The sequence below is a fragment of the Pseudomonas graminis genome (genome assembly GCF_004364335.1).
Taxonomy (GTDB): domain Bacteria; phylum Pseudomonadota; class Gammaproteobacteria; order Pseudomonadales; family Pseudomonadaceae; genus Aquipseudomonas; species Aquipseudomonas graminis_D.
The window spans coordinates 88,506-114,856 of record NZ_SOCR01000015.1 but is presented as its reverse complement, the minus strand read 5'-3'; the positions used below and the strand labels follow the sequence as shown (position 1 = coordinate 114,856).

Annotated in this window: 24 protein-coding genes and 1 pseudogene; 15 read left to right on the top strand and 10 right to left on the bottom strand. The window is 59.5% G+C overall.

What is annotated here, in order from left to right:
* The first annotated feature begins 358 nt into the window (after window positions 1-358).
* The 8 genes from EC919_RS24385 to EC919_RS24350 all read left to right on the top strand — a co-directional run bounded on the left by EC919_RS24385 (window position 359) and on the right by EC919_RS24350 (window position 7,974).
* Entirely contained in the window at window positions 359-1,651 is a 1,293-nt protein-coding gene (locus EC919_RS24385; protein WP_133776861.1) for an MFS transporter, read from the top strand.
* A 238-nt stretch (window positions 1,652-1,889) separates the two neighbouring features.
* On the top strand, window positions 1,890-2,378 hold the full coding sequence (locus EC919_RS24380; protein WP_133776860.1) for an Hcp family type VI secretion system effector: 489 nt from the start codon (window positions 1,890-1,892) through the stop codon (window positions 2,376-2,378).
* 9 nt (window positions 2,379-2,387) lie between these two features.
* Window positions 2,388-3,338 carry a hypothetical protein gene (locus tag EC919_RS24375; RefSeq protein WP_133776859.1) on the top strand — a complete coding sequence of 317 codons (951 nt, stop codon included), beginning with the start codon at window positions 2,388-2,390 and terminating at the stop codon, window positions 3,336-3,338.
* Complete coding sequence (locus EC919_RS24370; RefSeq protein WP_133776858.1) at window positions 3,335-3,709, top strand: hypothetical protein; 375 nt, start codon at window positions 3,335-3,337, stop codon at window positions 3,707-3,709. Before EC919_RS24375 ends, EC919_RS24370 begins: the two co-directional genes overlap by 4 nt.
* Before the next feature lie 942 nt (window positions 3,710-4,651).
* Complete coding sequence (locus EC919_RS24365; RefSeq protein WP_133776857.1) at window positions 4,652-5,008, top strand: hypothetical protein; 357 nt, start codon at window positions 4,652-4,654, stop codon at window positions 5,006-5,008.
* A gap of 484 nt (window positions 5,009-5,492) precedes the next feature.
* Window positions 5,493-5,861, top strand: coding sequence for a hypothetical protein (locus EC919_RS24360; protein ID WP_133776856.1), 369 nt, complete (start codon window positions 5,493-5,495; stop codon window positions 5,859-5,861).
* 225 nt (window positions 5,862-6,086) lie between these two features.
* On the top strand, window positions 6,087-6,980 hold the full coding sequence (gene ypfJ / locus EC919_RS24355; RefSeq protein ID WP_133776855.1) for a KPN_02809 family neutral zinc metallopeptidase: 894 nt from the start codon (window positions 6,087-6,089) through the stop codon (window positions 6,978-6,980).
* Between the two features lie 4 nt (window positions 6,981-6,984).
* Window positions 6,985-7,974, top strand: a complete 990-nt coding sequence (locus EC919_RS24350) for an alpha/beta hydrolase (RefSeq protein WP_133776854.1) — start codon at window positions 6,985-6,987, stop codon at window positions 7,972-7,974.
* Window positions 7,975-8,260: 286 nt separating this feature from the next.
* On the opposite strand, the gene EC919_RS24345 is transcribed toward EC919_RS24350, so the two are convergent.
* From EC919_RS24345 to EC919_RS24335, 3 genes are all read right to left on the bottom strand, one after another.
* On the bottom strand, window positions 8,261-8,860 hold the full coding sequence (locus tag EC919_RS24345) for an HAD family hydrolase (protein ID WP_133776853.1): 600 nt from the start codon (window positions 8,858-8,860) through the stop codon (window positions 8,261-8,263).
* Entirely contained in the window at window positions 8,857-9,726 is an 870-nt protein-coding gene (tesB, locus tag EC919_RS24340; RefSeq protein ID WP_133776852.1) for an acyl-CoA thioesterase II, read from the bottom strand. Before tesB ends, EC919_RS24345 begins: the two co-directional genes overlap by 4 nt.
* Before the next feature lie 128 nt (window positions 9,727-9,854).
* A complete protein-coding gene (locus EC919_RS24335) occupies window positions 9,855-10,418 on the bottom strand; it encodes a GNAT family N-acetyltransferase (protein ID WP_133776851.1) in 564 nt (187 codons plus the stop codon).
* A gap of 127 nt (window positions 10,419-10,545) precedes the next feature.
* Here EC919_RS24335 and EC919_RS24330 point away from each other — a divergent pair, with 127 nt between their 5' ends.
* Together EC919_RS24330 and EC919_RS24325 are read left to right on the top strand one after the other, a co-directional pair.
* Entirely contained in the window at window positions 10,546-11,466 is a 921-nt protein-coding gene (locus EC919_RS24330) for a histone deacetylase family protein (protein ID WP_133776850.1), read from the top strand.
* Window positions 11,467-11,657: 191 nt separating this feature from the next.
* Window positions 11,658-12,896 (top strand): TIGR03862 family flavoprotein, encoded by a 1,239-nt coding sequence (locus EC919_RS24325; RefSeq protein WP_166650622.1) that lies wholly within the window; start codon window positions 11,658-11,660, stop codon window positions 12,894-12,896.
* A 23-nt stretch (window positions 12,897-12,919) separates the two neighbouring features.
* On the opposite strand, the gene EC919_RS24320 is transcribed toward EC919_RS24325, so the two are convergent.
* Complete coding sequence (locus EC919_RS24320; protein WP_133776848.1) at window positions 12,920-14,095, bottom strand: acyltransferase family protein; 1,176 nt, start codon at window positions 14,093-14,095, stop codon at window positions 12,920-12,922.
* Window positions 14,096-14,438: 343 nt separating this feature from the next.
* Between EC919_RS24320 and EC919_RS27990 the strand changes: the two are divergent.
* The 3 genes and pseudogenes from EC919_RS27990 to EC919_RS24310 form a co-directional block, all read left to right on the top strand.
* A pseudogene (locus tag EC919_RS27990) lies at window positions 14,439-15,584 on the top strand (methyl-accepting chemotaxis protein); the annotation flags it as partial.
* On the top strand, window positions 15,561-16,439 hold the full coding sequence (locus tag EC919_RS27985; protein WP_432213845.1) for a methyl-accepting chemotaxis protein: 879 nt from the start codon (window positions 15,561-15,563) through the stop codon (window positions 16,437-16,439). The pseudogene EC919_RS27990 and the gene EC919_RS27985, both read left to right, overlap by 24 nt.
* Window positions 16,440-16,612: 173 nt before the next feature.
* Window positions 16,613-17,404 carry a substrate-binding domain-containing protein gene (locus EC919_RS24310; RefSeq protein ID WP_133776846.1) on the top strand — a complete coding sequence of 264 codons (792 nt, stop codon included), beginning with the start codon at window positions 16,613-16,615 and terminating at the stop codon, window positions 17,402-17,404.
* Window positions 17,405-17,558: 154 nt separating this feature from the next.
* Here the strand turns inward: EC919_RS24310 and EC919_RS24305 are convergent, their stop codons facing one another.
* Window positions 17,559-18,026 carry a metallophosphoesterase family protein gene (locus EC919_RS24305; protein WP_133776845.1) on the bottom strand — a complete coding sequence of 156 codons (468 nt, stop codon included), beginning with the start codon at window positions 18,024-18,026 and terminating at the stop codon, window positions 17,559-17,561.
* Window positions 18,027-18,029: 3 nt separating this feature from the next.
* A complete protein-coding gene (locus tag EC919_RS24300) occupies window positions 18,030-19,238 on the bottom strand; it encodes an MFS transporter (RefSeq protein ID WP_133776844.1) in 1,209 nt (402 codons plus the stop codon).
* Between the two features lie 425 nt (window positions 19,239-19,663).
* Here EC919_RS24300 and EC919_RS24295 point away from each other — a divergent pair, with 425 nt between their 5' ends.
* Window positions 19,664-20,317, top strand: a complete 654-nt coding sequence (locus EC919_RS24295) for a hypothetical protein (RefSeq protein ID WP_133776843.1) — start codon at window positions 19,664-19,666, stop codon at window positions 20,315-20,317.
* Between the two features lie 188 nt (window positions 20,318-20,505).
* Complete coding sequence (locus EC919_RS24290) at window positions 20,506-21,522, top strand: LacI family DNA-binding transcriptional regulator (RefSeq protein WP_133776842.1); 1,017 nt, start codon at window positions 20,506-20,508, stop codon at window positions 21,520-21,522.
* A gap of 212 nt (window positions 21,523-21,734) precedes the next feature.
* Here the strand turns inward: EC919_RS24290 and EC919_RS24285 are convergent, their stop codons facing one another.
* From EC919_RS24285 to EC919_RS24270, 4 genes are all read right to left on the bottom strand, one after another.
* On the bottom strand, window positions 21,735-22,472 hold the full coding sequence (locus tag EC919_RS24285) for an SDR family oxidoreductase (RefSeq protein ID WP_133776841.1): 738 nt from the start codon (window positions 22,470-22,472) through the stop codon (window positions 21,735-21,737).
* 2 nt (window positions 22,473-22,474) lie between these two features.
* The gene (locus tag EC919_RS24280) at window positions 22,475-24,007 is read right to left on the bottom strand and encodes an FGGY-family carbohydrate kinase (protein ID WP_133776840.1); all 1,533 of its coding nucleotides are present in this window, start codon (window positions 24,005-24,007) and stop codon (window positions 22,475-22,477) included.
* 151 nt (window positions 24,008-24,158) lie between these two features.
* Entirely contained in the window at window positions 24,159-25,247 is a 1,089-nt protein-coding gene (locus EC919_RS24275) for an alcohol dehydrogenase catalytic domain-containing protein (RefSeq protein WP_133776839.1), read from the bottom strand.
* 142 nt (window positions 25,248-25,389) lie between these two features.
* Window positions 25,390-26,328: an ABC transporter permease gene (locus EC919_RS24270; protein WP_133776893.1), complete on the bottom strand. Its 939-nt coding sequence runs from the start codon at window positions 26,326-26,328 to the stop codon at window positions 25,390-25,392.
* Between the last annotated feature and the right edge of the window lie 23 nt (window positions 26,329-26,351).

Here is a 26,351-nt window from a genome sequence, read left to right as displayed (position 1 = left end):
TTTCGGCCAACTTTTGGCATTACCTATCTTTGTAGAACCCGGCTCGCTGGCGAATTTTGTAAGAGCCGGCTTGCTGGCGAACGCAGGGCGTCAGACGGCATCAATGTGTCTGACACTCCGCGTTCGCCAGCAAACCAGCTCCTACAGAGCGGTGTGTCAGCCGGAAATTGGTGTGCCAGTAGGACCGGCTTTAGCCGGGAAGAGCCGTCAGTCACTTCATGAAGCTGCCCCGCAAGACCTCCATGCGCACCCAGCATATCCCGCACCACCCATCATTAAATTCCTGACAGCTAGCGGCGAACGGCGCCAGACCGGTGTATAACTCTCGGCCGTCTCTCGCTTCGATGGATGCCTAGCCTTGAGCTCCGAATCGCCCGCCCCGTCCTCTGAATCGTCCGCTAAAAGCGCCCTGCGGCTGCCCGGCTTTTTCGCCTTCCTGACCGCACGTCTCGCTGCCGTCTTCGCCATGCAGATTCAGGCAGTGGTCGTTGCCTGGCAGGTCTACGACATGACCCGCAGCCCGATCTCTCTGGCTTATGTGGGTCTGGCGCAATTCATTCCCATGCTGCTGCTGTTGATGCCCGCCGGCGACCTGATCGACCGCTACGATCGCAAGATGATCCTGACCATCAGCTGGTCGGTGCAAGCGCTGTGCAGCCTGATGCTGATGCTGCTCTCGGTTACGCACCATCAGGACACGCGGCTAATTTACGCCACCCTCGCCTTGTTCGGTTGCGCGCGGGCGTTCACCGGGCCGGCGTTGCAGAGCCTGCTGCCACAAGTCGTCCCGCGTGAAAAACTCGCCTCGGCCATCGCCACCAACAGCATGATCATGCGCATTGCCACCATCGCCGGGCCTCTGGTCGGCGGCGGCTTGTATGCCGCGGGCGGCGGCGGTTTGACCTACTCCGTGTGCATGGCCAGTTTCATCGCCGGCGTGCTGTTGCTGATCCGCGTGCCGGTGCTCTATGCCGGGAAGAAGCAGATTCTCGAGTCCACGGCCTGGAAGCGCTTCACTGCCGGCATCGCTTTCATCCGCTCGCGGCCGATCATCCTCGGCACCATTTCCCTGGACCTGTTCGCCGTGCTGCTCGGCGGCGTGGTGGCGTTGCTGCCGATTTATGCCCATGAAGTGCTGCACCTGGGGCCGCAAGGGCTGGGCGCGTTGCGCAGTGCAATGAGCTTGGGCGAGGTCAGCACCGGTCTGTACCTGAGCTTCCGGCCTTTTGATCGACACGTCGGTCTGGTCATGTTCATCGCCGTCGCGGTGTTCGGTGTCGCCAATCTGGTGTTCGCCCTGTCGACCCTGTTCTGGCTGTCGCTGTTGGCCCTGATGATTGCCGGTGCGGCGGACATGGTCAGCGTCTACATCCGCTCCACGCTGGTGCAGTTCTCGACGCCGGACGACATGCGCGGACGGGTCAATGCGGTGAATATGCTGTTTATCGGTTCGTCCAACGAGCTGGGCGAATTCCGCGCCGGCAGCAGCGCAGCGCTCTGGGGCGCCGTGCCCGCCGCGATCATCGGCGGCCTGTGCACACTGGGTGTGGTGGGCGCCTGGATGGTTGGCTTCAAGGCCCTGCGCCAGGTCAACCACTTCGCCGACGCCTCGCCGGTCGAAGCCACCGAGAAGCAGACGGCGCGGGTCTAACCCATGTGGTTTTAGCTGTTGGCGCGCACCCTCTGCGCCAGCAGCGAACACGGCCATTTCCCACCTTTTCGATCGATCACTGCCGCGAACAACACCCGTGACGGAATCTTCCGTAAGACGTGCTATGGCTCCAGCGTAGGACCAATCCGAATCGTACTTTTGCCCCCCTCTTGACGCTTCAAAGCCACGAATACGCTCCCTATCCTTGCTGGACCTGAACTCAGCAAGGACGAAACACATGGCGTTTGACGGATTCATCAAACTGGACGGGATCGACGGCGAGTCGCTGGACGAGCGACACAAGGGCTGGATGGAAATCGTCGCCTACGACTTCGGCGTCAGCCAAAGCACTTCGGCCACCGCCAGCTCAAACGGCGGCGCAGGCTCGGGACGGGCCAGCCTCAGCGACTTCAGCTTCAGCAAGCGCCTGGACAAATCCAGCGCTTCGTTGTTTGAGGCGAGTTGCGCGGGCACCCACATCAAGGACCTGACCCTGTGCCTCTACCGCGCCGGTGGGGACAAACTCAAGTACTACGAAGTGCGCCTTGAAGAGGTCATCATTTCCGACTTCAGCCAAAGCGGTGAAAGCGGCGAGCCGCTGGAACATGTGCAAATCAACTTCGGCCGCGTCCGCATTCTGTACACCCAGCAGAAACGCAGCGACGGCGCGGCAGCCGGCAATGTAGTTGGCGGCTGGGACCGCATCGCCAACAAGCGCTTTAGCTGAGGACAGCCCGTGTCCAAGCCCTACGTGTTTATCAATGACCGCATACAGACCTACTTCACACTCAAGAACCGGGTTGGCGGAGGTGCGAAGTTCGATGTGCTTAACGCGCATATTCGTAATGTTGTAGTGATGCCGGGCCAATTGGTGATTGTCAGCGACGGCTCAAACGGCACTCTCACAGCCGAAGAAACCGAGCTGATGAACCTGGCGCGAAACGTTCATCGTCAGGTTAAAGGCGCGGGGAGCCAGCTCATCGAGAACTACGACTTGCTGCAGAACATGCTCAGTTACGGATCACTGGGTATAGGCGCGGCTACCGGGAGTTGGGGCAAGCACCTTGAGGGTGTGAAGAAAACCCTGGAAGACATCGAGCGGCTTTACAAATTGTCGCTGGCGCGCGGAACACCCATCGCCCGGCAGGAATTCATCAACCAGCGGCGAGCGCTGTTTGCCGTACTTGATAAGCAATTGGAAGGCATTGCCCGCTGGGGGACGGGCTTACGCAAAAGAGGCTCTCTGAAGAAGATGCTGGGGTTGTCGACCAAGAGTTATCTGCATACGGGCGAGATCCAGGGCTATGCGGAGCGGGTTGGGCGGATCGCTAGAGTGGCGAAATTGCTGAAATTCGGGACGCCTGTTGGGATTGGGCTGAATGCAATTTCAGCAGGCCTTGAAATCAAGGAGGCATGTTCGACGGGGCGGGAGGAGTTTTGTCGAAAAGCCCGGTACGTTGAAAGTAGCAAATTTCTCGGCAGCACACTGACGGGGTACTTCGGTGGAGAATTAGGTGCATCGGCAGGAACCACGGCGTGCGCCATCGTTTTGGGAGGCCTGACGTCCGGGATAGGCGTGATCGGCTGCGGAATCGTTGGAGGCGTCGTGGGCGGATACGGCGGTGGGCTAATTGGTGAATTCTTCGGCGAAATTACTGGGGAATATCTCTATGAGTGGATGCCATGATGGACGATATACCAACAGGATTGCTCTCACTCATCATGTTACTGATGATCGCCGCTCACATTGTGTGCTCCTATATATTCTTCTACATATACTTGGAAAAGATCGAAGACTACCTACGCGATATCAAAATGATTGCCGTGAACAAGAAGTTCTACGGAGACAGCTTTCTTGGCAGAAAAATGAGAGAAAATTTCGTAACGCTAGTTGCCATCGCACCTGAAATTTTTTGGAGACAGGAGCGTATTCCAAGAGCAAAACTTCTCAAACTGCCTCCCCGACTGTTGTGGGGAGTACGAATCGTTTATTGCTCGATGGTTTTCATCGGTATGAGTGCGGTACTACTCTATTATTTCCGCGCGCCACACAGCTAAACAGAGGCAAAGTGTGGCCAACTCAAATGATAGTTTGAGTCGGCGCTTTCGAAATCTCAAACACGGAGGTGACTTCCTGAATTGTTGAATAGTGAGCAGTCACGGGTCGCCAACTTGACGTAAAGGGGGGGGAATCCCTTGGGATACACTGCAGCTATTGATGACTGGGACCCCATGATCCCTGCATATCTTACGGCCTACTATGATTAGTCTTAACCATTTCGATGTGGACCAACCTTCTGCTTTTGCTGTGGTTTGCGTACACGCATCTGGACTATCTCGAGCATCGTTTGTCAGGGAGTAAATGCATCACTGAGACGAGAAATTTATGGACGGGAGGCATGATTGGCAGGCTTATGCGACTCGGCATGGTATTTATCGTTATGTCCATGCCAAGACTCATGTACGTCAGGGGTCATGCCGAGAAAGATGCCCGCCGGAGTATCCCCCGCCCTTTGAGACGATGGATGTGGGGAATCCACATTGCGCTTCTTACCAACTTCATCGTTTCAATGGCGCTGGCGTGCCTAATAAAAATTTCTGAGCGGTCGTGACTTGCCTTAAGGTTAAAAACATGACTTACCCTACGACTACTGGCCTGCTCGGGCTGACTTTAATAATATCAATGTGGATCAATATCCTCGTCATGGCATGGTTCACCTATCGAAACATTAACCATCTTGAAAACCGACTCTCTAACTGCAAGTGCATCGGTGACACCAAAGCCGTTTGGCAAGGAGGATTAATAGGCAGGCAAATGCGGTTGAACATGGTAGTTACAGTCATTACGCTGCCCAAAGCGATGTATCGGCGAGGCCACATCACAAAAAATGCTCACCACTCTGTGCCTCTTCAGCTTGAATTGAGAATCTGGGGAATTTACAGCTGGCTTTTCGTCAACTGTACCTGCTTGGCTATATTGGCCTGGCTAATAAAATAATTATGATCGAAAAAGTCTTGTGGGTGATGGCCGTGTTTGGAAGCATATTCGTCAATATCATCATAATGATTTACTTCCAGCTCAATAAGTTAACCGCCATGGAGGAACTGCTATCAGACGTAAAACTCGTGCAGTGGAACAAAAGGGTGTGGGGCGGGGGCCTCATTGGCAGGCAGATGAGGCTGAATGGATTAGCGATGATCATCATCATGCATAAGCTTATGAACAGTCGGGGTGAGATACCTCCCGATGCAGATAAGCGGTTGTCTTCGGCGCTCAGGCTTCAACTTCAGGCGCTCTATCTTTTCTCATATGCAAACGGCGCCGCTTTAGCTTGGGTTTATTTCTCCCTAGATTGAACAAGCTTGACAGTGCTCTGCGAGACCTGTTGACCCTCATTAGGGAGGAAATTTGGAGCCGCTTCACCAATGCACTACTTAATCAGCCTACTTTAACTGGCAATGTCCTTCTGGATGATTGCGACCATCTTGACGATGACGATTTTTTGCTACCGAAAGATAGAAATAATTGAAAGTTATCTAAATGACTGCAGATGCATATCTGATGCTCGAAGGATGTGGGGCGACGGCATTATCGGAAGACAGATGCGCATGAACATGGTGACTGTCGTCCTTACTTTTCCGCATTTAATGCACCTCCGTGAAGATATTTCAAAAGACGCAAACTTAAGAGTGCCACGAAATTTAAGGACTTGGATACTCTGACTGTATATCAATCTAATTACAGTATTCGTATGCATGATCGGGCTTTATGCCTTTATCAAAGCACAGTGAGAGAAGTGACAGAAATGACCGACGAATATCTCTATGAATGGGCGCTGTAATGGTAGATATCCCTACCGGACTACTGGCACTCATTTTGACAGTGATCACGGCCTTGCATCTCGCCGGCTACTACATCTTCTTCTACATCAACTTGGAAAAAATCGAAACCCACCTATGCGATATTGAAATGTTTTCATTGAACAGAGATTTCTACGGAGACAGTCTTTTCGGACGAAGAATGAGGGAAACGTTCGTAATGCTGGTCGCAGTCGCACCTGAAATCTTCTGGAGGCAGGAGCGCATTCCTAGGGAAAAACTGCTCAAATTACCTCCCCGACTGCTGTGGGGAGTGCGGATAATTTATGGCTCGATGATCCTCATCGGCGTGAGTAGCGGACTGCTCTACTATTTTCGCGCGCCTCATTAACGCACTCAAAGGGCGTTGCCTTGGCATGGGTCTACTTCTCCGCAGGTTGAAAAACACAAATAAGGTTCCATGCTGCCAACCCCACCAAGCAGCTCTGCAGGTGAGCAATACCTCTGAAGAACCGATTCGCGAACTATTCCCCCTCCTCTCCTCTCTTAGTCCAGCAGACCAGACGTCGTACGCCCGCCGTCTACACTTCCCACACGACCAAAAGAGGATTCCCCCATGCTATGGAAAAAAGGACGTCGCAGTGACAACGTCGTGGACGCACGTGGCGATTCCGGGGGTGGAGGTGGTGGCGGGATGCGCATTGGCGGCAAGGGTCTGGGGATTGGCGGGATCGTGATCATCGTTGCGATCGGCCTGCTGACCGGGCAGGACCCGATGCGGATTCTGGGGGAGATCACCGGCCAGATGGGTTCGGAGCAGACCGCAGCGGTCAACCCGCAAACGCGCCAGGCGCCGCCGGCCAATGACGAACAGGCCGATTTCGTGCGGGCAATCCTGGGCGACACCGAGGACACGTGGCAGCAGGTGTTCCAGCAAATGGGGAGCCAGTACAAGGCGCCGACCCTGATCCTGTTCAGCGGTCGGGTGCAATCGGCGTGTGGCTCGGCCTCTTCGGCGAGCGGTCCGTTCTACTGCCCGGCTGACCAGCGCGTGTACCTGGACATGGAGTTTTTCCGTGAAATGAGTCAGCGCTTCAAAGCAGCGGGAGATTTCGCTCAGGCGTACGTGATTGCTCACGAAGTGGGCCATCATGTGCAGACCTTGCTGGGGGTTTCGGCTAAAGTTGACGCCGCCCGCCAACGCGGCATGAAAATGGAAGGTGACAACGGTTTGCTGGTGCGTCAGGAGTTGCAAGCTGACTGCCTGGCAGGTGTTTGGGCCAACAACGCACAAAAGCGTTTGAACTGGCTGGAGCCGGGTGATATTGAAGAAGCGCTGAACGCCGCCAACGCCATTGGCGACGACCGTTTGCAGCAACAGGGTCAGGGCCGGGTCGTGCCAGACTCGTTTACCCACGGCACATCTGCCCAGCGGGTTCGCTGGTTCAAGACAGGTTTTGCTCAGGGACAAATCAACCAATGCGATACGTTCGCCGCCAAGAGCCTCTGATCACATGATGAAACCGCTTTCGATCCTGTTGTTGGGCACCCTGATGAGCCTCAATGCTCATGCGGCGGATCAGGCGGTCAAATCCATCAGCCCCGACCGGCTGCAGATCAACGGGACGACCCAGGCCACGCTTGGCCTGAGCCAGAGCTGGGTCCGTCCCAGCCCGCAGGTCCAGCGGGTGGTCATTGTTTTTCACGGTCGGCTGCGCAACGCGCAAACCTACCTGCGCAGTGTCGAGCGCGCAGCCAACCAGTCGAGGCAGCGCTCGAAAACGCTGCTGATCGCGCCGCAGTTTCTCGACGAAAAGGACATCGCAGAGCACCGCCTGCCCGAGTCGGTACTGCGCTGGCACGCCAATGACTGGATGGCTGGCGAGAAGTCGTTGGGCCCCAAGCCGGTCAGTTCCTTCGTGGTCATCGATCACATCCTCAAGCGTCTGAGCGACAGCAAGCTGTTCCCCAACCTCAAGGAGATCGTGATTGCTGGCCATTCCGGCGGTGCCCAAGTGGTGCAGCGCTACGCGATGATCGGTGGCAAGGAAGACGCCTTGCTGAAGAAGGAAGGCATCAAGCTGCGTTACGTGATCGCCAATCCATCCTCTTACGCCTATTTCGACGCGACTCGGCCGGTGCCGGCTGATGCGGCGAGCTGCCCGACCTTCGACACCTGGAAGTACGGTCTGAACAAGCTGCCAGCCTATGCCGGCAAGGAAACACCGGCCGAGCTGGAGGCTGCGTACGTGAAGCGGGACATTACTTATCTGCTGGGCGAACTGGACACCGATCCCGAACACCCGGCGCTGGACAAGGATTGTGGCGCCGAAGCCCAGGGGCCTCAGCGTCTGGCCCGTGGTCACAACTACTTCGATTACCTGACCAAGCGTCATCCGGAAGGGTTGAATCAGCGCCTGGTGGAAGTTAAAAACGTCGGGCATAACGGCGACGGGATCTTCACGTCACCTGAAGGGCAGACGGCGTTGTTCAAGGCGAATTGATGTCGGTTAACGGTTGCTGTAGGTCCCGGCTGAAGCCGGTCCCACTGCCTAGACGCGGCACTACGTAGGACCGGCTTTAGCCGGGAAGAGGCCAGCATGTGCGCCATCAATTTGTGGTGAATTGACGGACGCCTTCCCGGCTAAAGCCGGTCCTACTATTCAAACGCAATCCGTCAGTGGGACCGGCTTTAGCCGGGAAGAGGCCGCTGTGAACACCACCAATTTTGTGCGAATTGACGGACGCCTTCCCGGCTGAAGCCGGTCCTACTATTTGAACGCCGCCGCATCATCTCTTTGCGCCAATCAGCGCCCGTAACGCCACGCAGTCTTCAGCATGCCAGTCGGTCAGTTCCGGCCACGGGTTATCCGGCAGGTTGACCAACACGGTCTGAGTGCCGGCCGCTCGACCACAGGCCAGGTCGAACTGATAGTCACCCACCATCACCATTTCCGAAGGCTGCACATTCCACGCGTGCGCCAGTTTCAGCAGGCCACCCGGATCGGGTTTCGGCGCCGCTTCGTCACGACCGAGCACGTCGTCCACCGCAAAGCAGTCGGCGATGCCGATGGCGTCCAGTGTCACGTGGGCAAGCTCCCGCGCGTTGCGGGTCAGAATACCGAGACGATAACCCCGCCCCGCCAGCTCCCTCACCAACTCGACAGCCCCCGCCGCGGGTTTGGACTCAATCGCCAATGCGCGCTCGTGCTCCAGCAGCCAGGCGTGTTTCGCCGCCGCCACATCGGCAGGCAGCGCAGCGAGATGCCCGAGAATGTCGTCCTCCTGGGGGATATCCAGCGCACGCTTGATCGCCGGAAAATCATGGGCAGCGACGGTCAGCGTGCCGTCCATGTCAAATACCCAGTGGCGTACCTGTGTGAGGCTCATGACCAGTCCTTGCGGTGGCGAATCAAACCTTCCTGACTGACCGAAGCAACGAGTTTCCCTGCGCGGTTGAACACGCTCCCACGGGAAAACCCACGGGAGTTGCCGGCCCATGGGCTGTCCATGGCGTAAAGCAGCCAGTCGTCAGCGCGAAGTTCGCCATGGAACCACAGCGAGTGATCGAGGCTGGCGATCTGCATGTCTTTCTGCCAGACCGTCTTGCCGTGGGGCAGCAATGACGTGGTCAGCAGATTGAAATCCGACGCGTAGGCGAGCATGTAGCGGTGCAACGCGGGGATGTCGGGCAGCGTGCCGTCGGCGCGAAACCACACGTATTTCACCGGATCCGCCGGCTTCGGGTTGTAGGGATCAGACTCCGTGACCGGCCGGAATTCGATGGGCTTGGGGCACAGCAGCTTGTCCTTCATGTGTTCCGGAATCAGCTGTTCACGCTGGCGCATCAGTTCAAGCTCCGACGGCAGGCTTTCCGGACCGACTACTTGTGGCATTTGAGTCTGGTGCTCGAAGCCCTCCTCGTCGTACTGAAACGAGGCGCTGCAGGTGAAGATCGGCTGCCCCTTCTGGATGGCCGTCACCCGGCGCGTGCTGAAACTGCCGCCATCACGGACCCGATCAACCTGATACACCACCGGCAGGTGCGCATCGCCGGGTCGCAGGAAATAGCCATGCAGTGAATGCACATGGCGCGCGTCTTCGACCGTCTTGCTCGCCGCCGACAGCGACTGACCCAGCACCTGACCGCCAAACAGCTGGCGAAAGCCAAGGTCCTGGCTGCGTCCGCGAAAGAGGTTTTCTTCGATCGGCTCCAGGCTCAACAGCGACACCAGATCATCCAGCACGTGACTCATTCAGCGTTCCTCACACGGTCGTCTCGTCGACCGTCATCACATCAATCAGGCCATGGGCGCCGAAGGTCGGCGCAGATGGAAGTGGGACGAAATGATACAGAGGTTTGTAGCCTGATTCCCGCAGCGAATCACAGGGTTGCCAGCCAGCCTTGTCGGTTGATGCGATACAACACGTGGGGCCTGAGTGGATGGCCGTCGGGCAATTTAGGATGATCGAAATTGTCAGCCGGATCGTTGCGCATGCCGATGGCCTGCATGACCTTCTGCGAGGGCAGATTGTTGACCGCCGCAAACGCCACGATTTCATCCAGATCCAGGTGCTCGAAACCGCAGCCGAGGACTGTCCACGCGGCTTCGCTGGCGTACCCCAGGCCCCAATGCTCGCGGGCCAGGCGCCAGCCTATTTCCACGGCAGGCGTGAATCCCGCTTCGAAGCCCACCACGCTCAAGCCGGTAAAACCGATGAATTCGCCGGTGTCCTTGCGCTCAAGGGCCCAGAACCCAAAGCCGTACTCGGCAAAATGCCCGCGCACGCGGCCGATCAGCTTGGCGCTTTCCATACGGCTCAAGGGCTGCGGAAAGTAGCGCATCACTTGTGGATCGGCGCACATCTGCGCGAAGGCCGGCAAATCATCATCTCGCCATTGACGCATCAACAAGCGTGCGCTGTTGAGCTCAAGAATCGGCTCCATCGATCGTCTCCCTGTGCCTCGGCTTTCAAATTCCCTACCGGCCGACGATCTTCCCGCTCAGGCAAACCGCTGTGCGGTGGTCGTCATAACTGGCAAGATTCCCCTTCGAACCAGACGCGTGCACACCATGCCCCTGCCCCTTGTTTATCACGAAGACTACAGCCCGGACTTTCCGTCCGACCATCGCTTCCCCATGGACAAGTTCCGGCTTCTGCGCGATCACCTTATCGACACCGGCCTGACATCAGATGCTCAATTGTTTCGCCCGCAGGTCTGCCCAACGGACATCCTCACGTTGGCCCATGATCCCGGTTACATCAGCCGTTATATGGAAGGCGCACTGTCGCGGGAAGATCAACGTCGCCTTGGCCTGCCGTGGACCGAGGATCTGGCCCGACGTACGGTACGCGCGGTAGGTGGCTCGTTGCTGACGGCGGAACTGGCGCTGCAACACGGACTGGCCTGTCACCTGGCGGGCGGCACCCATCATGCGCATTACGATTACCCGGCCGGGTTCTGCATCTTCAATGACCTGGCGATCATCAGTCAGTACCTGCTGCAAAGCGGAAGGGTTGACCGGGTGCTGATTTTCGATTGCGACGTGCATCAGGGCGACGGCACCGCGCGGATTCTCGAACAAACCGATGACGCGATCACCGTGTCGCTGCACTGCGAAAAAAACTTCCCCGCGCGCAAGGCCCAGAGTGACTGGGACATCCCCCTGCCAATGGGCATGGGTGATGACGATTACCTGAAGGTGGTCGACGACACGCTCAATTACCTGCTGCCGCTGTATCAGCCTGATCTGGTGCTGTACGACGCCGGCGTGGATGTACACAAGGATGATGCGTTGGGGTATTTGCAGCTGACCGACGCGGGTGTGGCCCGCCGTGACGAAGCGGTCATGCGCCACTGCCTGGGCCGGGACATTCCGGTGATGGGCGTGATTGGCGGTGGCTACAGCAAGGACCGGGAAGCGCTCGCCCGGCGACACGGTATTCTCCACCACAGTGCGCAACGAGTGTGGGCGGAGCGCGGGCTTGAATGATGACAGCACTTACCCACATCCCCTGTGGAACGGCCTGTGGATAACCTGAGCGCAAGGCCACGATCCCCTGACAGCAATGGGGTTGGCGGACACTGTACGTTTTTTAACCAGAAAGTTTTCCACAGGCTGGCCGCGTTTCACGAAGCTCGCGTAGAATGCGCGCCCCTCACCCCGCCAGTGTTCGCTCAGCCATGACGTTACCCGCCACCTCTAGCACCCAGACAGTCGTCATCATCGGCGGCGGGCCCGCCGGCCTGATGGCCGCTGAAGTGCTAAGCCAGGCGGGGCTCAAGGTGGATCTCTACGACGCCATGCCCTCGGTCGGGCGCAAGTTTCTGCTGGCTGGCGTGGGCGGTATGAACATCACCCACTCCGAGCCGTCACCTGCGTTCGTTTCCCGCTACGCCGAACGCGCCCCGGCGATCGCGCCGCTGCTGCGCAGCTTCGGCGCGCAGGCGCTGTGCGAGTGGATTCACGGTTTGGGCATCCAGACCTTCGTCGGCAGTTCGGGCCGCGTATTCCCTAACGACATGAAAGCTGCACCACTGCTGCGCGCCTGGCTCAAGCGCCTGCGTGAGTCCGGCGTAGTTATCCACACCCGTCACCGATGGCTGGGCTGGAATGCCGACGACACCTTGCGGATCGCCGGTCCCGAAGGTGAACTCGCCTTGAACCCTGCCGCCACGCTGTTGGCGTTGGGCGGGGCAAGCTGGTCGCGGCTCGGCTCGGACGGTGCCTGGTTGCCGTTACTGGAACACCGCGGGGTCAAAATCGCACCGCTGCAAGCCGCCAATTGCGGGTTCGAGGTCTCGGCCTGGAGCGAACTGCTGCGCAGCAAGTTCGCCGGCGCGCCGCTGAAGAACATCGCGATGGGCCTGCCGGGGCAAACCCTGCGGCTGGGAGAATGCGTGGTCACGCAGACCGGTGTGGAGGGCAGCCTCGTTTACGCCTTGTCCGCGCAGATCCGTGAGGCGATCAATCAGTCGGGCTCAGCCACAGTCGAGATTGATTTGCTGCCCGGCAAACCCGTGGCCGAGGTGCAAAAGGCCCTGAGCAAACCCCGCGGTTCCCGCTCGATGTCCAAGCATCTGCATAGTCAGTTGGGCCTCGACGGCGTGAAGGCCGCGCTGTTGCGTGAGCTCACCCCCGCAGCAACGTTCGCTGATCCAGCCCTGCTTGCGCTGGCGATCAAGGCCTTGCCGCTGACATTGATCCAGCCGCGCCCGCTGGATGAGGCCATCAGCACGGCAGGCGGAGTGAAGTTCGAAGCACTGGACGAGCACCTGATGATCCCGTCGCTGCCCGGCGTCTTTTGCGCCGGCGAGATGCTCGACTGGGAGGCGCCCACCGGCGGCTATCTGCTCACAGCCTGTTTCGCCAGCGGCCGCGCGGCAGGGTTGGGGATGGTTGACTGGTTGCGCCGTAAGTAAGGCTCAGCGCAACCATTGGGGATTCACGCCGCGTGATCGACCTGAGGCTTCAGGCCACCGCCGATGCCCTGCTTGACCGGCGCTTTGCCGTTCGATGCTCCGGTAACCCACTTGCCCCACTCAACGCCCTTCAGCTCGATGTATTTATGGGCCAGGGCAGCCAGGCCAATCGCCAAGAGAGTCACTGCGACCACCAGCGCGTTGTTGCCCAGTTCTGAACCGGTGTCCATGAAACGCTGACCATTGATCATTGGCGACAGATCTCGACCGGTGAGCTTCTGCGCCACGATGAATACCGTGGACAGGCAAAAGAGCGGCGCAGCGTGGGTCATGTAGATGGAGTACGACAACTTGCCCAGCACCCTGAACACGGCGGTTTTCAGAAAAGTCGAAACCAGCCCGGCCTCGAAGGCGAACACCAGCACCAGTACGCAGAACGTCAGGCTGGCAATGGGCGAGCGGTCGCTGTAGTCGTTCATCACCATCCAGTAAGTGGTGTACGTCAGCGCGATTTCGAGCACCGTCATCAGCCAGCGCACCGGCACGAATCGGTCGCGAATCAGCAGGTAAGCCAGGTAGGTAATGTTGCCGGCGAAGAAGCACGACAGACCCAGCATTGCGCGCCAGACCAGCGGTTCGTTTTCGGTGAAGATCATCGTGAATGCAACGACAGCCACACAGGCAAACATCAGAAAGCGGCTTCTCAACGAAAGCAGGCACAGCGCACCGAACAGCATGTAGATGTAGAACTCGATGCTGATGCTCCACGACGGATAGTTGAACGACATGGTTTCGGTGAGCGTCGTCCAGGCTTGCACCAGCAGCAGATTGGGCAGGATCTCTGACGGGTCGAACAGCCCGGTGAACGGCACGTTGTTGAGGGTGAAGCCTTGCTTCCAGGCCGCCCAGCGCAGCCCTTCGAAGAGGATAAACGCCAGCAGCATCACCACGTGCAGCGGGTACAGGCGGAACAGGCGCGAGATGACGAAACGCTTGAAGCCGAACTGCGGTTTAAGCCCATAGGAGTGGGCCAGGACAAAACCGCTCAGCACGAAGAAGAAGTTGAGGAGGATGTCAGCTCTGCGAAAGAACGGCAGCTCGATGAAAGCGCCCACGACATGCAGGTGATAGAACACCACCAGCAAGGCGAAAACACCTCTGAAGCTGTCTAGCGTGGTAAATCGCTGAACTGATCCCATGGCCCAACGTCCGTCCTGATTGAGAAAACGCCCTTGGCGGCAGCGACGTCTCGCGGCCTTTTTACACGGTAGGGGGTTGGCTGAATTATCAACAGTTGAAATATTTCATGTCCGACACGGACGACGGCGAAAAGATTGACGCCAGCATTTGACGAGGGCCACGCAAGTGCCAGCCGCCTGAGCTGATCGACATCCCGCATCTTCCCCCAGCCCGGCCATTGCCGGGCTTGATTGTTTCTGGGCCCCTCGTTTTCTCCACCCTGTAGCCCGCCTCGCACACGACTATCGGACAATTCTGATATCGGTTTCAGATTCTCCCCAACCTGCCGATGCATTCGTACACATGAATGTTGTGCTGGTTTTCATAACAAAAACCCTCCAGCTGACGATTTCAAATATTTACGGATTCTGGAGAGATGGAATGAACAGCTGGTTTGCAAACATCAGCGTCAACATGAAGCTGGCCCTCGGTTTCGGCGTCGTGCTTGTATTGACGGCTCTGCTGGCCCTGGTGGGCTGGAACAGCCTTGGCAACATGACCTACCGCAGCGACCGCGTTGCTGACATCACCAAACTCAGCCAGAAGCTGACCGACCTGCGGATCACGCGGCTCCAATACATGCTCAGCAACGGCGACGAAGCCGCCGCACAGACCGTGCAGACCGCGCTCGAAGGATTCAAGGCGCAACAACAATATCTGCAAAAAACCTTCACCAATCCACTGAACGTCGCGCCCATCAAGGCGTTGGGCGAGCAGATCGCTGCTTATGAGACCTCATTGAGCAAAATGCGCGAGGCCTATCAGGCGAGCGCCAGGGTTCGCACCGACATGGGCGTTGACGCGATGAAGGCGGCCGACCTGATCGCCGCAATCAGTGACGACGTGATGAAGCTTGATCCCACTGACGAACGCCGTTTCGAGCAGTATCAGGCGGTGATCAAAGCCCGCGAAGACGTGATGTTGGTGCGCTATGAAGTGCGCGGCTACACCGCCAGCGTCTCGGCCAAGACCGAAGATACGGCCATGCGCCAGCTGACCAGCACCATTGACGGCCTCGCTCCGCTCAACGCCATGTTTGGCGACACGCAGGCCGAACGCCTGAAGCAGCTTGAAGCGGCGCTGGTCGGCTATCGCCAGTCAGTGCAGGGATTCAAGTCAGCCACGGACACGATCAACACGACGCGCGCCGAGATGACCGAGGAAGGAAGCGCCATTGTCAAATTGGCCCAGCAACTGAATGACTTGCAGATCACCCTCGGCCAGGCCGACAGCCAGCAGGCGCGCACGCTGCAATTGGCCGGCACGCTCCTGGCGCTGATTCTCGGCACGCTGGCGGCAATCATCATTACCCGTCAGATCACCCGTCCGCTTCAACAAACACTGGCAGTGGTCGATCGCATCGCCTCTGGCGATTTGTCCCACAACATGGTCGTGACCCGCAAAGATGAACTGGGCGTTCTGCAAATGGGCATCCAGCGCATGGGCGCCACGCTGCGCGAATTGATTGGCGGCATCCGTGACAGCGTCACGCAAATCGCCAGCGCCGCTGAAGAGCTGTCGGCCGTGACTGAACAGACCAGCGCCGGGGTGAATAGCCAGAAAGTGGAAACCGACCAGGTCGCCACCGCGATGCACGAAATGTCAGCCACCGTTCACGAGGTGGCGCGCAACGCCGAACAGGCATCGGTCGCCGCTTCTGCCGCTGACAAGCAGGCGCGCGAGGGCGACAAAGTGGTGGGCGAAGCGATCGTGCAGATCGAAAAACTGGCCAACGAAGTGGTCCGTTCCACCGACGCGATGTCCGTGCTGGAACAGGAAAGCGACAAGATCGGCAAGGTCATGGACGTGATCAAGGCCGTTGCCGAGCAGACCAACCTGCTGGCCCTCAACGCTGCCATCGAGGCCGCCCGTGCCGGTGAAGCCGGTCGCGGTTTTGCCGTGGTCGCCGACGAGGTCCGTGGCCTGGCGCAACGCACCCAGCAATCCACCGAGGAAATCGAAGGCCTGGTCGCCGCGCTGCAAAACGGTACGCGCCAGGTCTCGGAGATCATGCTCAGCAGCCGCAACCTAACTGACAGCTCGGTCGCCCTGACGCGCAAAGCCGGAACGTCGCTGGAAAGCATTACCCAGACGGTGTCGAACATTCAGGCGATGAACCAGCAGATCGCTGCCGCCGCCGAGCAGCAAAGCTCGGTGGCCGAAGAGATCAGCCGCAGCATCGTCAACGTGCGCGACGTGTCCGAACAGACCGCCGCCGCCAGCGAAGAGACCGCCGCTTCCAGCGTCGAACTCGCCCGATTGGGCAATCAGCTGCAAATGCTGGTCAGTCACTTCAAGGTGTAAAACCGCATTATCTGCGTCGGGCGAAAAGCCTCCCGGCGCAGGCGGTGCGAGGGGTTGAAGACGAAACGCGCAGGCGTATCGGCAAGAAAGGGATTTACTGATCTCACAATTGCCACATACTGCCCGCGCTGTTTTATTTCGTCATATTCATCTCCAACGCCGGGTTTATCTCCATGAAAAGAATGTTGCCGTATCTCCTCAGTGCCGCCCTCTCCCTCGTCCCAGTCGCTTTTTCCCATGCCGCTACTGCACCTGCACCTGTCCAGCTGGTCGTGCTGAGTTCGGGCGGGATCATGGGCGCGTTCAAGGCTGTAGCCCCCGATTACGAGCAGCGCGCCGGCGTGAAGCTGCAAGGCGAGGTGGCGCCTTCAATGGGCGCGACGCCCCAGGCCATTCCCAACCGACTGGCCCGCCATGAGCCGGCGGACGTTGTGCTGATGGTCGGTGCAGCGCTGGACAAGTTGATCAAGGACGGCAAGGTCGATCCGAAAACCCGCGTTGATCTGGGCAAATCTTACATCGCCATGGCCGTGCGCCATGGCGCGCCGCATCCGGACATCAGCACCATGGAGGCCTTCAAGCAGACCCTGCTGGACGCCAAAAGCATCGCCTATTCGGACAGCGCCAGCGGCGTGTACCTGTCCCGCGTTCTGTTCAGCCAGATGCACATCGCCGACCGGATTCAGAGCAAAAGCCGCATGATTCCTGCCGAACCCGTCGGCGAAGTGGTCGCACGGGGCGACGCCGAGATCGGCTTTCAGCAGTTGAGCGAGCTCAAGCCGGTGGACGGCATCGACATCATCGGCCTGATCCCCGACCAGGCTCAGCAGATGACCCTCTATTCCGCGGGCGTCGTCACCCAGAGTAAACACCCTGAACAGGCGAAGCAGTTTCTGGAATTCCTGAGTTCATCGGCGGCCGCCCCGGCCATCAAAGCCAGCGGCCTGGACCCGATCGCGAAATAGCTGAGGGGTTAGGCGGCGACCGCAGTCAATTGTAGGAGCGCGCTTGCCCGCGAAGGCGGCGTGTCAGGCAGTCGATTCGTCACTGCCAGAACGCCATCGCGGGCAAGCGCGCTCCTGCGCCTGTCAGCAAAGGCGAGACCAAGACACGCCGGGCTTATGTCAGCACCAGTTCGATCAGCTCACCGCGCACGTCATCACCCTGGATGTGCAGCATGCCCACCGTGATCGGCAATTTGAAGCGACGCGGTCCGGCGCTGCCCGGATTGATGAACAGCACGCCGTCGCGCACCTGCTGCGAGGGCCGGTGAGAGTGCCCGGTGACCACGACGCGCACCTCCTCCGGCAATGATTTGGGTACATCGGCCAGTATGTGCGTGGTGTAAATCGCCACATCGCCGATCCGCAAAACCGCTTCATAGGGCACGTCGCACGCCCAGGCATCGTCGGTATCGTTATTACCTCGCACCACCGTCAGTGGCGCGATAGCCTTCAACGCGTCGAGGATCTCTGGCTTGCCAATGTCGCCGCCGTGAATCAGGTAATCGCAGCCCTGCAACGCCTCCAGGGCCTGAGGGCGCAGCAGGCCGTGGGTGTCCGAGATCAAGCCGACTTTTACGCTCATTGCTCAGCTCCCGGACGCCGACGCAGCGGACTGTTTTGATTGCACGCGCTTCATGCTGATCATCGCCAGCAGGGCAACCACGGCCACCAGCGAGGCGAAGAATTCGCCCACATGCTCCAGACCAAACACCCGCACGCTGAAACCCACCGCCACCACTGGCACAGAAATCGACACGTAAAGCACCACGAAGAAGGCGGATGTCACCGCAGCCTTCTGATCCGCCGGGCTGCTGGCGGTAACCGCGCCCATGCCGGCGCGCAGGATCATCCCCTGCCCGATGCCTGCCACCAGACCCGCCGTGATCAACAACCCCAACTGCGACGTGGCAATGCTCAGCCCCAGACAGATCATGCCGATGATCAGCCCGATGCAGCCAAGCGTCATGTGGCGGTCCTTCGGCAGCACCTGCAGCAACGCCTGGCCGATGATCGAGGCGACGAAAAACAACCCGATGACAGCGCCGATCAACAGCCCGCCATGCTCATGCATGACGTGAATCATCACCGACGGCACCATGCTGGTGAACAGACCGGCCACGCTGAAACCGGCCAGCCCGGCGATGGACGCGGAGATAAACACGCTACGCACTGAAGCTGGAACCGAAGGCTTCTGAATACCCAGTTTCAGGGTCGCCGGACGCTGCACGGTTTCGCGAATCAACGCGATACCGACCGTCGCCAGCACGAGCATCACCAAGTGCACGTAGAACACCAGGTGCAGCGCATCCGGCAGAAACTGCGAAGTAAAGCCAGCCAGCAAAGGCCCGATACCGAGGCCGAACATATTGGCAGCGGTGGCCACCAGCGTGGCGTTCTTCCAGGTCTTTGGGGCCAGTTCGATGACAGCGACCGTTGCCGTGCCGGTCATGATGCCCGCGCTGAAACCGGAGAAAAGCCGTCCGACCAGCAGGCCGCCAATCGAATCGCTGAACAGAAAGATCACCGCGCTGACCGCCCCCATCGCCAGCCCTGCCAGCAGCAACGGCTTGCGTCCCAGTTGATCGGACCAACTGCCCACCGCCAGCAACGCTGCAATGACGCCCGCCGCGTAGATCGAGAAAATAATGGTCAGCCAGCTTGCGTCGAAGCCGAGCCGCTGTTGATAGAGCGCATACAGCGGCGTGGGCAGCGTGGTGCCGACCATGGCGATAAGCAACGCACAGGCGGCGAAGATGAAATCGCGCGTGGAAGAAGGGGAAGCAGGCAAGGACATGAGCGCTCCGGGCACCGGTATAAACAAGACACGCAGTGTCGCCGATACAGACCAGGCAAGGTAGACCCGAGAGTGCTACCCAGAGCCATGCTCGGGCAATTTTGAAGTATGCGTGAACATATTCATCATCATGTTAAACACTTTGACTTTGCGCACTTCGCGTCCATAGAGCCGGATGAAAGTCCGAACACGACAATAGTGACGCGATAATCAGCGTGAAAACGCAGGTTTAAAAAACCGCAATACCGGATATCACAAAAGACTTTTACGGAATGGGAGAAGAATTAAAAGAGTGAACTAATCCGAGATTTGGCTGGCCCGGAAAAGTTCTTTAGAGTCGCGCCCCTTCATACCCGTCCGGCAGTGAAAAACTTGTGAATAATGATCTACAACTTGTTAAATCGGCATTGACTCGATTCGGCGTCATGTTGGCGCTTACGCTCTTCAGTATCGGCATGGTGTTCATCGACATCTTCATCGCCAAGAGCGACATCCTCGAAACCTCATTCACCGAAGTCAGCCAGGAACTCATGCTGGCGATCATTGCCGGTTTGTTCTGGGTCTCTGCGCGCCAGCCGGGGCAACGCGGCGTCGGCATCCTGATTGGCGGCTTCTTTGCCTGCATGCTGATTCGTGAGCTGGACGGGCTGTTCGACCCGATCAGTCACAGCTTCTGGCTGTGGCCTGCCCTGCTCACCGCGGGCACCTGCGTTTACAAGGCATTGGGTTACAAGAACGCGTGGCGCGACGTGGTTTCCGGGCTCGCCCGTTTTTCGATTCGCCCGGCGTTCGGTTTCATCATGGCCGGTCTGTTGGTGCTGATCTTCTCGCGACTCTTCGGCATGGGCTCGTTGTGGCACGGTATCCTTCAGGGCGGCTACGCGAGGTTGGCGAAAACCACCGTCGAAGAAGGTGTCGAACTGCTGGCCTACAGCATCTGCCTGGGCGGCGCGCTGGATTACTTTATGGAGTTGCGCCGCGATCTTTCGCGCTTTGACGAGCTCACCGAACTGCAGATTTCGAGGCCCGTCAAAGCCAGACCTCGCGCTGTTGCCGAGGCCATGGAAACCAGCGTCTGAATCTGACGCCTGCGTAGCGGCCCAGCGTCATCAGACACTCAGCCGGTGTCCGAAAACAAGCCGTCGGATTGCCTGTCCGGCCCGACATCGGCATCCCTTTCGCGCCCTCCATCGTGCTAGCCTTGGCACTCTTTGGAGGGATGCGACTGCCCCGCAGGTTGTCCCGGATTTCAGGCAGCCAATCGCCCATGAGCAAGAAAACCCCCGTTACCATTTCCGACATCGCCCGCCGCGTGAACATGACGCCTGTCACGGTTTCCCGGGCGCTGAACAAACCCGATCTGGTCAAGCCCGCCACTTTGGCGCGCATTCTGGAAGTGGCGCAAGAACTCGATTACGTCCCCAATGCCTTTGCCCGCAGCCTCAAGCGCAGCGAGAGCATGATCATTGGTGTCATTACCGCGTCGGTGGACAACCCTTTCTACAGCGAGATGATCAAGGCCATCTCACGGGAGGCGAAAACCCGCGGTTACACCATCATGCTGGTGGACACCGACGGCTCCGAAGAACTCGAAGCCAAGGCGGTGGATACCCTCCTCAGTTATCGCGTGGCCGGCATCGTACTGTCGCCGGTGTCGGACGAGCCGGCGTACCAGCCGGTCTACCTGAGCCGGCTGAGCAACGGCGACATTCCCGTGGTGCAACTGGACCGAGCGCTGCCTGCCAGCCCGTTCAGCCATGTGGTGCTCGACAACTATCACAGCGGCCTGAAAGGCGCGCGTTACCTGCTGGCGCAAAGCCCGGCGATGCGGCGCATGTTAGTGCTGACCGGCCCTGCGCATTCGCGGATTTCCGAGGAACGTCTGAAGGGCGTGAAGGCGGCAATCGCCGAGAGCGGCAAGCCCGTGCAACTGGATGTATTTGCCGGGGACTACACCCTGGAGCCGTCCCACCAGAGCACGCTGGATTACCTGCGCGACCATCCAGTGCCGGACGCCATTTTCGGTTTTAACCAGCTGATCACCCTGGGTGCCATGAAAGCCCTGCGTGACCGCGATATCGCCCACCACAGCGTGGCCATCTGCGGTATCGACCGGCTGCCGTTTGCCGATATCTTCGGCATCCCCATCGCCTGCATTGCTCACGACGCCTCGCTGGCCGGAAGCAGCGCGGTGAAGATGCTGATGGAGCGAATCGAGGATCGGCATCTGCCGAAGGCGCAGGTGGTGATTGTCGGGGAGCTGGAGAATGGAATCAGCCGGTAGCCCGAACCTGTAGGAGCGCGCTTGCCCGCGAACTCGGTCTATCAGAGGAACAGTTTGCGCTGACACACCGCAATCGCGGGCAAGCGCGCTCCTACAATGTTTTGAGTCAGTCGGCAGATTCGTGTTTGTCGGGGGATTTGCGTTAGTCGGCAGAGTCGCGGTGGTCGGGGGATGGGTGTTTGTCTGCCATATCTGCGCCACACCCCAACCCTTCAACGGCTCGTATACCCCCCATCAATCGGCAACGACACACCGCTGATCATCGACGCCGCGCTGCTCAGCAGGAAGAGAATCGGCGCTGCGACTTCTGCGGTTTCAGCGAAGCGGCCGAGGGGAATGGCCGCCAGCGCCGGATCGCGTTTGCTCGGCTCGCCCCAGGCCATCTGCGCCATGGGCGTCAGCGTCACGGTGGGGTTTACGCTGTTGACGCGAATCCCGTGCCGCCCCCATTCGCCACACTGCACACGGGTCATGGCATCCATCGCGCCCTTTGATGCGCAGTAGCTCAAATGGTCGTCCAGCGCCACCAACGAGGCCTGGCTCGACACATTGACGATGCTCCCCGCCACGCCTTCAGCGATCATCTTCTTCGCCACCGCCCCCGCGATCATCGCCGCCGCCCGCACGTTGACCGCCATGACCTGATCGAACGCCGCAGCGCTCACCTCGGTCGCGGATTCCAGTATGGAAATCCCGGCGCAGTTGACCAGGCCGTGCATCACCGGCAAGTCCGCCAGCACTGCGGCCAATGTCTGATGATCGGCCACGTCCACGCGCAACGGCTGGCAGCCCTGCACGGCGAGTTTCTCCAGAGCTACTGTATCGCGGCCCATGGCATACACCTCGGCGCCACTGTTCAGCAGCTGCTGCGCGACCTCCCAGCCAATGCCGCTGCTGGCGCCGGTGACCAGAATGCGCTGGCCGCTGAAATCAAATCGAGCCGTGTTCACAGTTACGCTCCCTGCAAGCGATGCATGATCGGTTTCAGCGCCGGATACAGCGCCACGTAATCGGCGAAAAGTCGGGAATACAGCGCGACGTTCTCCGCTTGAGGCTCGGCCCGGCGCTCCAGTTGAACCCAGCCTTTGTGAACCTGCGCCTCATCCACCAGCCCGACTGCGTGGGCGGCCAGCAAGGCTGCACCGAGCGCCGCTTCGACTTCCTGGACGATGGTGTAGACCGGGAAGTGGGTGACGTCGGCGATGATCTGCATCCACAGGTCCGAGTGGCTGGCGCCGCCGACCACGATCAGCCTAGGGTCCAGGGATTGCGCGCCTTTGGTGCCCGCTTCGATGTTGTGCCGAAGCGCGAACGTGACGCCTTCGAGCACCGCGCGATAGAGGTGAATCCGGCTGTGATAGAGGCTCAGGCCGACAAAGCTGCCGCTGGCTTTGGCGTCCCACACCGGGCTGCGCTCGCCCATCAGGTACGGCTGGAACAACACGCCGTCGCTGCCGGCCGGGATCTTCATCGCTGCACGTTCGAGAATGACGTGACTGTCTTCGCCGCTCTCACGCCCCTGCTGCTCTTCGGCCTGACAGAACTGCTCGCGAAACCAGCTGACCGAGGCGCCGGCGGTGATCGCGCCGCCGAAGATGTACAGGTCTTTGTCGCCGTTAAAGACGTGGGGGAAACTGACCAGACCGTGGCGGGCATCGACCTGCTGATTGAGGTAGCCCCAGCACATGCTGGTGCCAATCATTGCCACGTGGTTGCCGGCCTGGGTAACGCCAGCGGCGAAGGTCGCCATAGCGGCATCGACACCGCCACCGAGCAGTGGCATGCCAGGGGTAAGCCCAAGACGGTCGGCCCATTCGGGCAACAGGCCGCCGACCACATCTGCGGAGTGAACCAGCCGCTCGGGCATCATCGACGCCGGGATGCCCAGCGCGTCGAGCATCTCGGCCGACCAGCCCCGCGCCTCGACGTAGTAGACGCCGCCGATGTTGCCGGCAGAACTGTGGTCCACCGCGACCTCGCCGGTCAGGCAGTAATTGATGTAGCTGTTGGGCGGCAATAGGTAGCGCGTATCAGCCCAGACCTGCGGCTGTTTGTCCTTGAGCCAGAGCATTTTGGTGAAGCCGTAATAGCTGTCCACCGAGTTGCCGGTGATCGTGTACAGCCGATCGAGATCAACGTGCTGATTGACCCACTCGACCTGAGCCTCGGCGCGGCGGTCCATCCAGATCAGGCACGGATACAAGGGCTTGATCTGCGCATCGACCGCAATGCCGGAGCCGCCGTACAGGCTGCTGACGCACAGGGCTTTGACGCTGTCTTTAGGCACATCGCTCTTGCCCATGCAGGCGGCGACGCAGATTTCCACGGCGTCGAGCCAGACCTGCGGCCATTGCTCGGCCCAGCGCGGTTTGGGTGTGTCGACCTTATAGCCGTGGCTGTGCTGCGCGATGATCCGGCCTTGGCCATCGACCAGCAATGCCTTGGTGCTTTGGGTGCCGATGTCGACACCGATGACGTAATCCATCCGGGTGCGCTCTTGTTGTTATTGGGTTGTTTGAGGCGTGCCACGGTCCCCCTGCAGGAGCAATCGGAGGTCACGACGGTCGCGAAAGCGTTGTGTCAGGCACACCGCATCGCGACCGTCGTAACCTCCGATTGCTCCTACAGAGACAGCGTTATCCGTTAACGGGCTTGAGCAGCACTTTGATCGACTTGGTCGAGTCCGCCAGGGCGAACGCTTCGGCGTAGTCGTCAAGGCCGAAGTCATGGGTGACGATGCCTTCGGACGTCACCAGCCCGCGCTCGAACAGGTCGATGGCAATCGGGTAGCAATACGGGCCCAAGTGAGCGCCGCGCACGTCGAGTTCCTTGCGATCGCCGATGATCGACCAGTCAGCGCTGGTCTCGGCGCCGAACACGCTGAACTCCACGAAGCGGCCCAGCTTGCGGATCAGGTCAAGGCCTTGGGTGACGCCAATCGGCACGCCGGTGGTCTCGATATAAACGTCGCAGCCGTAGCCGCCGGTGAGGCCGTTGATAATCTCTTTTGCGTTGTCGCGGCCTGGGTTGATCACCACATCGGCGCCGAATTTTTTCGCCAGCTCCAGACGCTCGTCGACCATGTCGATGACCACCAGCTTCTTCGGCGTTTTCAGCGCAGCCACTTGCACCATGCACAGGCCCAGTGTGCCGGCGCCGGCGATCACCAGTACGTCGTCGAGCTGAACGTCACCACGGTTCACCGTGTGAATCGAACAGGCCATCGGCTCGATCAGCGCCGAGTCTTCCAGCGACACCGACTCGGGAATGTGATGCACGATCGCGGTCTTCGGGATGCGCATGTACTGCGCCATGCCGCCCTCGGCGACGTCCTTCTGGAAGCCGAAGATGTTGTGCACTTCGCACATCCAGTACTTGCCGGACTTGCAGAACTTGCACTTCTCGCACGGGACGATCTGCTCGGCGATAACCTTGTCCCCCACCTTCACGCCGAAGTGCTCTTCCGCGCCCTCGCCCACCGAATCGACATAGCCGAAGAACTCGTGACCCGGCACCACCGGCGCCTTGACCCACGGGCTCTCGCCGCCCCAAAACATCGCCGCGCCCGAGTGGCATTTGCAGTCACTGGCGCAAATCCCGCAGGCACCGATGCGGATGACCAGTTCATTGGCCCGCGCGACGGGCTTGCTGATCTGCTCCAGACGGTAGTCTTTCGGCGCATGGCAGACGACGGCTTGCATGGTGTTTGTTGTGTTTTGTTCCATGTCGGTTCACCTGTTTGGGTTTGTTTGATGACCTGTCGGAGCGCGCTTGCCCGCAATGGCGGCGGACCCGTTGCATTAATGTCGTCTGACACGACACCATCGCGGGCAAGCGCGCTCCTACAGGTGAGGGTTCGATATCGGTTTATTTGTGCCGCTGCCGACTGATGAAGATCGCCAGTAAAATGATTCCGCCCTTGATCACGCTTTGCACATAAGGCGAGACGCCCAGCATGTTCAGGCCGTTGTTCAGCACGCCCAGGAGCATCGCGCCCACCAGCGTGCCGATGATCACGCCGCGACCGCCGGCAATCGAGGCGCCGCCCAGTACAACGGCCGCAATGGCGTCCAGCTCGAAACCGACGCCGGCATTCGGTTGCCCGCTCATCAGCCGCGATGACAACACCAGCCCGGCAATCGCCGCCGTCAGCCCGCTGATCGAGTACACCAGCAGCTTGAACCGCGAGGCGCGCACGCCGGACAGCCGCACGGCTTCTTCGTTGCCGCCGATGGCATAAACGTAGCGACCGACGCGCGTGTGTTGCAGCAGCACCCAGGCGAAAAAGTACGTCGCCAGCATGATCAGGATAGGCACCTGAATGCCGAACAGCGTGCCGCGCCCGAACCAGGCGAACCAGTCCGGCATGCCCGCAATCGGGTAGCCGTCGGTGTACATCAGGCCCAGCCCGCGCGCGATGCCCATGGTCGCCAGGGTGACGATGATGGGCGGCATTTTCAGGTACGCGACGAAGATGCCGTTGCCCACCCCGAAGCCCACGCCAATCAGCAGTCCGATGAGGATCGCAATCGGCGCCGGGACGCCTGCGACCATCAGCCCGGTGGTCAACGTGCCGGACAGCGCCATCACCGGTCCCACCGACAAATCGATGCCACCGGTGAGGATCACGCAGGTCATGCCGACCGCGATGATGGCGTTGATCGACACCTGGCGGGCGATGTTTTCCAGGTTCGCGCCGGTGAGAAACTTGTCGCTGGCGAAGATCATGAAGACCGTCACCACCACCAGACCGACGAAGGGATAGAAGGCGGGCGAGCGGATCAACCGGGCGAAGTTGAGCTGCATCCGGTTCGGCTGCGCGGTCAGGG